9 protein-coding genes are annotated in these 11,129 nt (G+C 70.9%); 6 read left to right on the forward strand and 3 right to left on the reverse strand.

Going from position 1 to position 11,129, the window contains the following annotated elements; all coding sequences use genetic code 11:
• Positions 1-37: 37 nt before the first annotated feature.
• Together cglB and FL311_RS36090 are read right to left on the reverse strand one after the other, a co-directional pair.
• Positions 38-1,321 (reverse strand): adventurous gliding motility lipoprotein CglB, encoded by a 1,284-nt coding sequence (gene cglB / locus FL311_RS36085; RefSeq protein ID WP_141332221.1) that lies wholly within the window; start codon positions 1,319-1,321, stop codon positions 38-40.
• 251 nt (positions 1,322-1,572) lie between these two features.
• Positions 1,573-1,965 (reverse strand): hypothetical protein, encoded by a 393-nt coding sequence (locus FL311_RS36090; RefSeq protein ID WP_141332222.1) that lies wholly within the window; start codon positions 1,963-1,965, stop codon positions 1,573-1,575.
• Positions 1,966-2,050: 85 nt separating this feature from the next.
• Between FL311_RS36090 and FL311_RS36095 the strand changes: the two genes are divergently transcribed.
• The 4 genes from FL311_RS36095 to hrpB all read left to right on the forward strand — a co-directional run bounded on the left by FL311_RS36095 (position 2,051) and on the right by hrpB (position 8,050).
• Complete coding sequence (locus tag FL311_RS36095; protein ID WP_141332223.1) at positions 2,051-2,689, forward strand: HEAT repeat domain-containing protein; 639 nt, start codon at positions 2,051-2,053, stop codon at positions 2,687-2,689.
• A gap of 34 nt (positions 2,690-2,723) precedes the next feature.
• The gene (locus FL311_RS36100) at positions 2,724-3,428 is read left to right on the forward strand and encodes an HAD family hydrolase (RefSeq protein WP_141332224.1); all 705 of its coding nucleotides are present in this window, start codon (positions 2,724-2,726) and stop codon (positions 3,426-3,428) included.
• Positions 3,429-3,499: 71 nt separating this feature from the next.
• Entirely contained in the window at positions 3,500-5,167 is a 1,668-nt protein-coding gene (locus tag FL311_RS36105; RefSeq protein WP_141332225.1) for a hypothetical protein, read from the forward strand.
• Positions 5,168-5,485: 318 nt separating this feature from the next.
• Positions 5,486-8,050: an ATP-dependent helicase HrpB gene (hrpB, locus tag FL311_RS36110; RefSeq protein WP_141332226.1), complete on the forward strand. Its 2,565-nt coding sequence runs from the start codon at positions 5,486-5,488 to the stop codon at positions 8,048-8,050.
• A 12-nt stretch (positions 8,051-8,062) separates the two neighbouring features.
• Here the strand turns inward: hrpB and FL311_RS36115 are convergent, their stop codons facing one another.
• The gene (locus tag FL311_RS36115; RefSeq protein ID WP_141332227.1) at positions 8,063-8,539 is read right to left on the reverse strand and encodes a GNAT family N-acetyltransferase; all 477 of its coding nucleotides are present in this window, start codon (positions 8,537-8,539) and stop codon (positions 8,063-8,065) included.
• A gap of 78 nt (positions 8,540-8,617) precedes the next feature.
• On the opposite strand from FL311_RS36115, the gene FL311_RS36120 reads away from it, so the two are divergent.
• Together FL311_RS36120 and FL311_RS36125 are read left to right on the forward strand one after the other, a co-directional pair.
• Positions 8,618-9,787, forward strand: a complete 1,170-nt coding sequence (locus FL311_RS36120; protein ID WP_141332228.1) for an MFS transporter — start codon at positions 8,618-8,620, stop codon at positions 9,785-9,787.
• A gap of 14 nt (positions 9,788-9,801) precedes the next feature.
• Positions 9,802-10,854 carry a hypothetical protein gene (locus tag FL311_RS36125; RefSeq protein ID WP_141332229.1) on the forward strand — a complete coding sequence of 351 codons (1,053 nt, stop codon included), beginning with the start codon at positions 9,802-9,804 and terminating at the stop codon, positions 10,852-10,854.
• Positions 10,855-11,129: the final 275 nt, after the last annotated feature.

The raw sequence follows: 11,129 nt of genomic DNA on the forward strand, positions 1-11,129 counted from the left end.
CACCACCCCCGGGGTAAAGCCGCCCCCGGCCGCCTGCTCAGCGCTGACGGATGGCGCGGATCTCGATCTTGATGGGATCTTCCGGGCGCGAGTTCTTGATGCGGTCGCACGTGGCGCCGTTGAAGAGCACTCCTTCGTCCGTGAGGCTCCACGTCCCATCACCCGCCTGGAGCCGCTCTTCCTCGACGTACACGACGATGAGCTGGGGGTTGGACGGCAGCTGCGGGCCCTTCAGGGGGATCAGGCACGGCTCGGGGTTGATGACTTCCTTGCTGATGCGCTCGAGCGCCGCCGCGAGCTCCTCTTGGTTGCCCGCCTGGTAGAAGGTCCGGCTGCACAGGCCCGTCGCCGCGATGCAGGTGTCATTGGAGCCGCACGCCGTCGCGTCATCCGCGCAGGAGCGGGCGAAACCACCCGCCGCCGCCATGGCCTGCAGCACCGCGGTGCCCTCTCCCGTCGCGGTCTCCGCGCCGAAGCCGATGACGATGGTCGTCACGCCCGCGGCCTTCAACTCCTGCACCGCCGTCACGGAGGCGTTCGTGTCCAGGCAGCCGCGCCGCTCGAAGGCGGTGCCCGCCGTGGAGCAGCCAGTGGCGGAGATGGTGCACTTGCACTGGGCCGGGTTCTCCGCGCCGGAGTACTCATTGGCCTCATTGCAGTTGGGCAGACCATCCGTCAGCAGGATGACGAAGTTCTTGCGGTCCGGGTCCTTCAACGCCTCCAGGCTTCCGACGAACCGGAGGCTGCCGCTGGTGGGCGTGCCGCCGATGGGCTGCCCCGTGCCGAAGTTGGGGATGCCCTGGAGGATGGCGTTGATGGAGTTGGCATGCTCGAGCAGCGAGCCGTCGTCCTCGACGGCGGGGAGGTCCTTGCGCACGGACGTCGCCGAGGCCTTGGTGCACGCCTCGACGCCCGAGTTGCCCGTGGCCTCCGGGTAGGTCGTCAGGCCGAAGCGCACGAACGGACCGCTGGTCGCGAGGAACTGGGGGACGGCGGCCTGGAGATCCGTCCAGCGCGTGGGGCACGTGTCCGTGGGGCATTCCAGCGACTGGCCGCACACCACCAGGTTGCCCTGGTTGTTGCGCACCATGCAGGTGGGCTCGCTCGGATTCACCGGCAGCGTCATGGAGCCGGAGACATCCACCAACAGCATGATGTTGGGCTTGCTCGACAGGGCCGAGATGGTCTCCTCGACCGTCGTCTGCGCGATGGCGAGCGGCTCCACCGGCTCGAAGTCGTAGGACTGACAGCCCGTGACGACGCCTGCGAGGGCGCCCAGAGCAAGGGCGCTCAGGCTCAGGAGGTTCAACTTGGCGCGCATAGGTGATGAATTCCTTCTGCTTCTATGGGGGGACGCGGAGCTCCGCGCGGCCGGGCTCTTCAGGGGGACGGCTTGGGCGCAAGAGTAACGCGTGACTCCCCCTGGAGGCTACAGCCTCAAGAGGAGGGGCCCGAGGGTTCGGATGAGACTGCGAGGTTACAGCAGGAGCCGACGCGCCTCGTCGACAGGCACACACCCGGAGCGGAGCAGACGACCTTGTCGCCTGCCTGGCTCGCCTCGGGGTGGAGTGGCTAGAGCGTCAGCGTGCGGGCGCCCTGCGTGAGGCGCCAGAGGGAGGCGAGCCCCATCACCTCGTCCAGGGCGTCACTCAGCGCCTCTGGAGGGTAGCCACACAGGCGCACCGTGGTGTCGCAGGCGATCAACCTCGCCCCCAGCGCCCTCGCCTCCTCCATCATCTTCGCGGGGGCCAGCACGCCCAGCCGCTCACCTCGCGCGTGCTCCTCCCGCTCGCGCTCACCGTCGGGGTGACCGAAGGTTCCATCCACCCAGGCACGGAGGGCATCGAAGGCGAGGACGAAGTAGACCTCGTCCCCCATGGCCACCGCGGTGATGCCCATGGAGGCAGCCTGGAACGCCGGCTCATACGTGGCGTGCTGAAGAAAGAAGAAGACCCGTCCAGCCATCGACGTAGCACCTTACCGGGGTTCGAGTCCTGGCGGGCAAAAGGCGTATAACCCTGGACCTCCCCTCCCCTCGCCGAGGCGCCCCATGTCGACCCCGACCTCGCCGCCGCCCTCCGCCTCCGCCCCTCGCGTCTCGCGGGGACGACGATGGCGCGCCCTCGTGCTCGGCGCCGGACTGCTGGCCACCTCCGCTGGCTCCGCGCTGGCCTACTCCCAGGGCGCTGGCGAGCCTCCTCCCACGGCCACACCTCCTCGCGACCTGCGCGCACAGGTGGAGTCCCTGCTCGATGCCTCCCAGGGCACGCCGCGCGACGAGCAACTCCGACGGCTCGGGCCTCAGGCCGTGCCTGTCCTCAGCTCGCTGGTGAGGGATGGCTCCGCGCCCTCGACGCGACGGGCCCGGGCCGTGACCTCGCTCGCATTGGTGGACCCGACGCAGAGCGCGCACTCCATCCAGGAGGTGCTCGAGGACGCACGCGCTCCCGCGGACGTTCGCGCGAGCGCCGCGGGAGCCCTGGCGCGCTGCCTGGGAATCGACGCCATTCCATCGCTCTCCGCCCGCCTCACGGACCAGGAGGAGCCCGTGCGGGAGGCCGTCGCCCTGGCGCTCGGACGGCTCGGCGGACAGCAGGTCCGACAGGCACTCGAGGAGCGACTCCCCTTGGAGGAGCGTCCCCTCGTGCGAGAGGCGCTCCAGCGCGGCCTCAGCCTCGCGGAGCCGTGACTCGGCGCTCGCCTCGGCCCGAGCCTTCCGTTAGATGGGGTCCATGCGTCCCACGGTCCTCCTGTTCGATATCGACGGCACCCTCATCACCACTGGCGGCGCGGGCCGCCGCGCCATGGACCGTGCCTTCGAGCAGCTCCACGGCCGCCGCGATGCGTGCGACTCGTTCCACATGTCCGGCATGACCGACCGGGGCATCGTCCGGAAGGCCCTGCGCGTCATCGGCGTCGAGGACACCGAAGCGGCCATCGACGCGGGCATCGACGCCTACCTCACGCACCTGGCGGACGAGGTGCGGAGGGTCGATGCGCAGCGCTACCTCGTCTACCCCGGCATGCGAGAGGCCGTGCAGGCGGCACGTGGCCTCGAGGGCTTCGCGGTGGGACTGGGGACCGGCAACGTGCGCGAGGGCGCTCGCGTGAAGCTGGAGCGCGTCGGCATCCATGACCAGTTCGCCTTCGGTGGCTTCGGCTGCGACCACGAGGACCGCGTGGAGCTCATCCGCCGGGGCGCGGAGGCGGGCGCGGCGCTGCTCGGGGTGCCTCGCGACGAGTGCCGGGTGGTCATCATCGGCGACACCCCCAAGGACGTCGACGCGGCCCTGGGCATCGGCGCCGAGTGCATCGGCGTGGGGACCGGGACCTTCACCGCCGAGGCCCTGTTGAAGGCCGGCGCTCACGCGGCCTTCGCCGACTTCTCGCACCGCGACGCCCTTCCGACCCTGCTCGGCCGAAGCTGAGGCCCCCGCCCGCGCTCGGAGCCGAGCCCGGGCTGTGGTATCTCCCGCCGCCCTTCCGAGGAGCCCGCCGCATGTCATCCACGCTCGAGTCCTATGAGCTCATCCGCTTCGCCGAGGCCTTCGAGGCACGGCTCGCCACCGCGGGGGAGATGCTCGCTGGCCGCCCCGGCCTCGATGCCGAGAAGAGCTGGCTGGCCACCGCCCTGGAGCTGGTGCGCACCACCCGCGCTCCCGCCGCTGGGGTCGTCGACCGGGTGAAGGACCTGCCCGAGCTCGATGAGGCCCGCGAGGAGTTCGCCTTCCACCAGCAAGGCCTGTGGGTCGATGCGCTGGAGAAGCTGCACGCGGGCATCACCTTCACCGCGAGCAGCCGCGCCCCCGTCATCGAGGCGCTCTTCCCCCACCTCAAGTTCGCGCAGCTCCGCCGCGCCCCCCGGGACACCATCTTCGAATACGCGACCTCCTACGACCGTCGCACCCGCAGCGCCTACGTCACGCGCATCTTCGCTCGCGACGACTTCGCGCTCGTCCGGCCCGTGATGGAGCAGGTGGCCACGGCGCACGCCGCCTGGCGCTCCAGTCATGAGCCCGCGCCGCTGTCCCCGGAACAGGAGGCGGTGCTGCGAGAGGAACTGGTCAACCTCGGCCGCAAGCTGGAAGTGGCGCTGCGCCAGGCGCGTCTTCTCTCCGAGGCCGCGCTCGTTCCCGTGCCCAGCGTCCATGAGGCCGCGGCGCTCGGACTCAAGCCCAAGCGCCGCGCGGGACGCGGTCTTGCTCCGTCCGACGAGGGACTCGGCGCGCTCGACCTCGAGCCCTCGGACTCCATGGAGCCCACCGAGGCGGAGCTCGCCGAGGTCGCCGCGCTCGACTCTCCTCTCGAGGAGGGTGACGCGCCGCCCGCAGCTCCGCTCGAGACATCCGGGGTGGAGCAGCCGGCTCTCGATGAGCCCACCGAGGCGATGGAGGGAGACTCCGCGGACCTCGCCACCTCGTACGATGCGGACTCCGCCACTGTTGACAACGATGTGGCAGATACAACCGAGAATACCGATGGGGGCTCCGAGGAACACGTGAATGGGCGCGCCACGGCCGCCGTCATGACGGCCCCTGTCGCGACAGGCGCGCATGCAACGGCGGAGGAGCCCCGCGCGAAGTCGGGTCGCGGACACCGACGTGCTTCGGGTGCGGCCGAAACCGGCGCAGCCACCACCCGCGCTGCGTCGACGCCGGGTGTCCATCCTGGTGTGGCCGACACGGGGGCAGATGCGCCTCCTGTCGCTTCGACGGAGGACGCTCGACATGGCGCGGCCACCCTCTCGGGCTCCAATGAGGATCCGGCCTCTGCTCCGATGGGTTCCGCGGAAGCGTCTTCAAGCCCGAGCAATGGAGCGGCTTCTTCCGAAGGGCCTCGCGGCTCGACGGGCCGTGGACGGAGGCGTGAGGGAGGAACGAACCTGACGGCGAATGACGGCGCGGGTTCGGACGACGCAGGCACCTCGGCCCCACGCGGCCGGCGAGGGACAGCCTCCTCCCCGGGCAGCCCATCCGGCTCCGGGGAGGATACGAGTGGCGCTCCTCGTGGCCGGAAGCGTGAGTCGAGCGACGACACCGAGGCCCCCCAGGAGCACCGCACTCGCGGCGCCCGAGACTCCGAGGCGGCTCGGGCGCAGGCGCCCTCCGTGCGGAAGAAGCGGAACGCGACGTCGCCTTCCGGCGGGGCAGGCAGCGAGACACCGTGAGCGAGCCTCCGCGCGCGTTGAGCGGAGACCGGACATGACGGATGCTGACCGCCCCTTCGACGCGCTCCTTCCAGCGGGCTTCTCCACATTGGCGGGGCCCGTTCACCCATGCGAGCCCAAGGCGTGCGCGAGTGCACACCGGCCAGGATGGATGCCGCCCTTCCGTACTGCGAGCCGCACGCGCCATCGTGCGACGCCCCGTGAGCGAGCCCCGGCTCGCCCCTGAATGGATGCCGCCCTTCCCTAGTGCGTGCCGCACGCGCCATCGTGCGACGCCCCGTGAGCGAGCCCCGGCTCGCCCCTGAGAGGACACCCGCCATGGCGGATGCCACCCTTCCCATCGACCCGCTCCTGCCGGAGATCGTCTCCACGCTGCGCGGCGCTCGCTCGCTCGTGCTCGAAGCACCTCCCGGCGCGGGCAAGACGACCCGAGTCCCCCGCGCCCTGCTCGAAGCCGGTCTCGGCGCGGGCAAGGAGATCGTCGTCCTCCAGCCGCGCCGGCTGCCCACCCGGCTCGCCGCCCAGCGTGTCTCCGAGGAGATCGGCGAGCGCGTGGGAGAAACTGTCGGCTACCAGGTCCGCTTCGAGGATGTCCGCAGCGCGAAGACACGCATGTCCTTCGTCACCGAGGGCGTCCTCGGCCGACGCCTCCTCTCCGACCCCACCCTCCGCGACGTCGGCATCGTCGTGCTCGATGAGTTCCACGAGCGCCACCTGTCCGCCGACATCTCCCTCGCGATGCTCCGTCGACTCCAGGAGACGCGTCGCCCGGACCTCAAGCTCGTCGTCATGTCCGCGACCCTGGAGGCCGAACCCGTCCGGGCATACCTCGGAGGTTGTCCCTCCCTTCGCTCCCAGGGACGCCGCTTCGACGTGAGCGTCGAATACCTCCCGACTCCCGATGACCGGCACCTGGACCAGCAGGTCCTCTCCGGCATCAAGCGCCTGTTCACCCAGGGCGTCGACGGCGATGTGCTCGTCTTCCTCCCTGGCGCCGGAGAGATCCGCCGCACCCGCGACGCCTGCGCCGAGTTCGCCGAACGCCACGACACCGACGTCCTCCCCTTGCACGGCGACCTGTCCCCCGCGGAGCAGGACCGCGCCGTGCGCCGAAGCTCGCGCCGGAAGATCATCCTCTCCACCAACGTGGCCGAGACCTCCGTCACCATCGACGGTGTCGCCGTGGTCATCGACACGGGCCTCGCGCGCGTGGCCAGCCACTCGCCCTGGTCCGGACTCCCCACACTCAAGCTTTCCAAGGTCAGCCGCGCCTCCGCCGTCCAGCGCGCGGGCCGCGCCGGCCGCACCCGCGCCGGGCACTGCCTGCGCCTCTACACCCAGCACGACTTCGACGGTCGCCCGGAACAGGACGCGCCAGAGATCCGCCGCATGGACCTGGCGGAGACCATCCTGTCCCTTCGCGCCTCCGGCGTGACCGACCTGAACGCCTTCCCCTTCTTCGAGCCACCTCCCGCCGCCTCGCTCGACGCGGCGGAGACGCTGCTTCGTCGCCTCGGCGCGGTGGATGCCAAGGGGGCCGTCACCGACGTGGGCCAGCGCCTCCTGCGCTTCCCTGTCCACCCGCGCCAGGCGCGAATCATCGTCGAGGGCGAGCGACGCGGGGTCGGCGCCGACGCGGCCACCCTCGCGGCCCTCATGGGTGAGCGAGACATCCGCCGCGAGGCTCGCGCCAACCTCGGGGGTGGCCAGCGCGCCGCCGCCGTCGTCAGTGGCCCCTCGGATCTGCTCGAGCTCCTCGAACGCTTCCGCGAAGCCGAGCGCTCCAACTTCTCCTCCGGACGCCTCCACTCCCTCTCGCTCGAACAGGGCGCGGTGCAGTCCGTGGACCGCGTACAGAAGCAGCTCCGCCGCTCCGTGCGAAGCCAGGGCGAGCGCCCACACCGACCCGAGGACGTGGAACAGGCCCTCATGCTCAGCGTCCTCGCGGGCTACCCGGACCGCGTCGCGCGACGCCGCCGACCCCGCGCGCCCGAGCTGCTGCTCTTCGGCGGCGGAACCGCGTCCCTCTCCGAACTGAGCGTCGTCCAGGACGCGGACCTGATGGTCGCCGCGGACGCGGAGGAGCGCCCCGGCCGCGGCGCCGTGGTGCGACTGGCCAGCGCCGTGGAGCCCGAGTGGCTGCTGGACCTCTACCCGGAGACGCTCGAGGAGGTGGACACCCTCCAGTGGAACGCCGAGGCGCGCCGTGTGGAGCGCCTCACCCGCCTGTCCTACGGCAACCTCGTCCTCGAGGAGACCCGAACGCCCGCGCCCGCCTCCGAGGCCACCGCGCGCGTCCTCGTCGAAGCCGCGCTCGCCGCCGGCCCCGGCCGCTTCGCCGAGCCTGAGGCGCTGGAGCAATGGCGCACCCGTGTGGCCCTGCTCGCCCAGGCCTTCCCCGAGGCGAAGTTCCCCACCGTCGACGACACCTTCCTGCGCGACGCGCTCGCCTCACTGTGCTCAGACGCGCGCAGCTTCAAGGACCTGGAGGGCGTCTCCCTGCTCGACGCGCTCTACGCGCGCCTCAACTCGGAACAGCAGCGGCTGCTCGCCACACACGCCCCCGAGCGCGTCACCCTCCCGGGTGGCCGGGGCGTCAAGGTGAACTACGAGCCGGGCAAGCCGCCCTGGGTGGAGTCACGACTCCAGGACTTCTTCGGGATGGCCCAGGGGCCCAGCGTGTGCGCGGGCCGCGTGCCGCTGGTGCTCCACCTGCTCGCGCCCAACATGCGCGCCGTGCAGGTGACGACCGACCTGGCGGGTTTCTGGGAGCGACACTACCCGGCGCTGCGCAAGGAGCTGGGGCGCAAGTACCCGCGCCACTCGTGGCCGGAGGACCCCAGGCACGCGCAGCCGCCCGCGCCCCGTCCTCCGCGCCGCTGAAACCACGGCCACCTAGAAGCGCTTGCGCATCTCCAGGTGGTCGATGCCGCCCTCGAGGAACACGGTGCCCACCTCGGTGTAGCCGTGCTTCTTGTAGAACTCGAGCGCGTAGAGCTGCGCGTGCAGCATGATGCCCTTGACCCCACGGCGGACCGCTTCCGCCTCCAGGGTCGTCAAGAGCAGCGAGCCCACGCGGGCCTTACGATGCGCCTGCAGCACCGCCATGCGCCCCACCTGCCCCCAGGGGCCCTGCTCGCCCTCGGGCGCTTGAGGCAACATCACCAGCCGCCCCGTGCCGATGGCGTGGCCTCCCTGGTGGGCGATGATGTGGTACGCGTTCGCGTCCTCGGCGTCGCGCTCGATGCCCTCGGGGACGTGCTGCTCCTCGATGAACACCACCTCGCGGATGGCGAGCGCCTGCATGAGCTCCGCCTCGTCCCGGATCTGGGCGACGGTGACGGGCGCGGAAATGTCCGTGGAACTGGCCATGTCGAGGGCAAGGTACACAAAAGGCAGCGAGGTCAACAGGCGGAAAAGCACCCGGACATGTCAAGGTCCCAACCGTCCATGAGCCCCCGCCCCGTCGCCAGCCGCCTGCCGCTGGCGGGCTTCTACTTCCTCTACTTCGCCGCGGTGGGCATCGTCCTCCCGTTCCTGCCCGCCTGGTTCAAGTCGCTGTCGCTATCCGCGACGCAGGTGGGGCTGCTCCTGTGCCTCAGCCCCTTGGCCTCCCTGCTCGTTCCGCCGATGTGGGGCCACCTCGCCGACCGCACCGGCCGTGCGTCCCGGGTCCTCACCGTGCTGGCGCTCGGCGCGGCGCTCGCCTTCGCGCTCGTGGGGCGCGCGCGGACCTTCGACACGCTCGTGCCGGCCATGGCGCTGTACGCGTGCTTCGTCTGCGCCTTCACGCCCCTCATGGACAGCCTCACCCTGCACCATGTCGCGCGCACCGGGGACAGCTTCGCGCACGTGCGGCTCTTCGGCTCCGTGGGGTTCATCACCTCGACGGTGCTCTTCGGCTGGCTCGTCACGGGCGTGAACGAGTGGGTGGTCCTGGTCCCGCTCGCGCTGCTGTCCGCGCTCGTGCCCTGGAGCTTCACCCTGCGGGACACCGCCGCGCCCAGTCGGGGCCTGAGCCCGCTCGCGGGCCTGGCGCTCCTGAGACACCCGGACCTGCGCTGGCTGCTCGCCGCCACCAGTCTGCATTGGATGGCGTGCGCGCCCTTCCACGGGACCTTCTCCATCCACGTCATGTCGCTGGGCCTGTCGCCCGCGGTGGTCGGCACGGTGGCGGGCATCGGCGTCATCGCGGAGGTGGCGGTGATGGCGTTCTACTCGCGCGTGGCCCGGGATACCGCGCCGCGCGTCGTGCTGGCCGTGGCCTTCGTCGCGAGCGCGGTGCGCTGGGGCGGCATGGCCCTGGTGTCGTCCCCCGAGGGCATGGTGCTGATAGCACCCTTGCACGGGATGACCTTCGGTGCGTTCTACGTGGCCAGCGTGGCGTTCCTGTCGCGACGCGTGCCCCCGGAGCTGCGCGCGTCCGGGCAGGCGCTGTTCGCGGCGTTCACCTTCGGACTCGGCGGACTGGTGGGCTACCTGTCGTCGGGAGTGGGCTACGACTGGCTCGGCGGCCATCGGCTCTTCGCGGTGGCAGGCGTGGTGGAGCTGGTCGCCGCGGGCCTGGTCCTGCGGGCGTCCGCCGTGCCCGCCCCACTCTCCACGACGAGCCCGGGATGATAGGCTGCCGGGTGATGCGTACCGCCCGACTGCTCGTCCTCGCCCTGGGGCTGCTGGCCAGCCCCGCACTCGCCCAGCCCGAGTTCTTCTTCGGCACCGGAGAGGCTCCCGTCTTCCGCGAGGAGGCCATCGACAAACGCTTCCTGCGCACGCGCCTGTTCCAGGCCCTGGACCAGGGCACCGCCGACGCCAACTGCGCGCAGGTGGTGGGCGCGTACCTGACGCTGCTCGGCGAGGTGGGCACGCAGTTCCACAAGCGCGACGAGAACTTCATGCTGGACCCGGCGCTCGTGCAGGCGCTGAACACCCAGCTGGTGACGGACCGCTTCCCGGGCAACAGCTACTTCGTCACCATGGTGCGACGGGTGCTCATCGACAAGCAGCTGCGCCCCGACTGGCTGAAGACGGCCGAGTCGCTCGTCCCCTACTACCCGGCCATCGACATGGCCAGGCTGCGCTTCCTCGCCGACGGCACGAAGCCGGTGGACAGCTTCCTGCTCACGCTGCCGGTGCTGCGAGAGCGGTACAAGGAGGAGGTCCAGCGGGTGAATTCGGTGGCCGTCTCCACCGCCGAGGCCCTGTTCCGCGACAACTACCTGGACCACGAGCTGGCGTTCAGCGGCCTGGAGCTGGTGGACGTGAAGCTGGAGAAGCCCAAGAAGAAGAAGCTCAAGAAGGGCGAGGAGCCGGAGCCGGAGCGCATGGTGGCCCGCCTCATCTGGACGGAGCCCGAGCCCGCGCCGACGGCGACCTACGAGTTCCAGTTCGGCAAGCCGCGCAAGCGCGAGCGCGTGGAGGTCGTCGCCATCCTCCAGGACAAGCAGTACGTGGACCTCAACAAGCTGCTCAAGGGCAACACCGTCCTCGTGAGGGGGCGCTTCTGGGAGTACAAGAAGGGCCTGTCGTCCATCGAGCTGCGCGACGCGCTCCTCTTCCAGGAGCGGGACTGGGCGCGCATCGGCGGGCTCGTGGAGCCCATGGCGCTGGCCTCCTGCCCCCTGGCCGTCAATGACCTGACGGGCATCGCACCGGTGCAGCCCGGAGCGTTCGGCTCGAAGCCGCGCTGAGAGCCCATCCCACGACAGAGCCTGGACCTCCATCGGCTGGGACGGTGGCGCCCCCATCCCATGGGGAGCCTCCTGGCATGACCGCTGCTTCGTGTCGCCCCCGCACTCCAGCGAGGGATGACATGCATGAAGGTCGACACCGACGCCTCCACCGACAGCGCTGCCTCCACCCGACGGTCCGCCGACGGAGAGCGCTTCCAACGAGCCCTCCAGGAGTCCGCCCCACGGCGTCCTCCGGCCCCCCCACCCCGGCCCGCTCCCGGCGAACTCAAGGC

The organism is Myxococcus sp. AB025B (genome assembly GCF_006518215.1).
Classification (GTDB): Bacteria; Myxococcota; Myxococcia; order Myxococcales; family Myxococcaceae; genus Myxococcus; species Myxococcus fulvus.

Bases quoted from the DNA above. Each gene is read 5' to 3' on its own strand.
- FL311_RS36105 (WP_141332225.1), top strand. From the start codon at position 3,500: ATGTCATCCACGCTCGAGTCCTATGAGCTCATCCGCTTCGCCGAGGCC.
- cglB (WP_141332221.1), bottom strand. From the start codon at position 1,321: ATGCGCGCCAAGTTGAACCTCCTGAGCCTGAGCGCCCTTGCTCTGGGC.
- FL311_RS36125 (WP_141332229.1), top strand. From the start codon at position 9,802: ATGCGTACCGCCCGACTGCTCGTCCTCGCCCTGGGGCTGCTGGCCAGC.
- FL311_RS36100 (WP_141332224.1), top strand. From the start codon at position 2,724: ATGGGGTCCATGCGTCCCACGGTCCTCCTGTTCGATATCGACGGCACC.
- FL311_RS36115 (WP_141332227.1), bottom strand. From the start codon at position 8,539: ATGGCCAGTTCCACGGACATTTCCGCGCCCGTCACCGTCGCCCAGATC.
- FL311_RS36090 (WP_141332222.1), bottom strand. From the start codon at position 1,965: ATGGCTGGACGGGTCTTCTTCTTTCTTCAGCACGCCACGTATGAGCCG.
- FL311_RS36120 (WP_141332228.1), top strand. From the start codon at position 8,618: ATGAGCCCCCGCCCCGTCGCCAGCCGCCTGCCGCTGGCGGGCTTCTAC.
- FL311_RS36095 (WP_141332223.1), top strand. From the start codon at position 2,051: ATGTCGACCCCGACCTCGCCGCCGCCCTCCGCCTCCGCCCCTCGCGTC.
- hrpB (WP_141332226.1), top strand. From the start codon at position 5,486: ATGGCGGATGCCACCCTTCCCATCGACCCGCTCCTGCCGGAGATCGTC.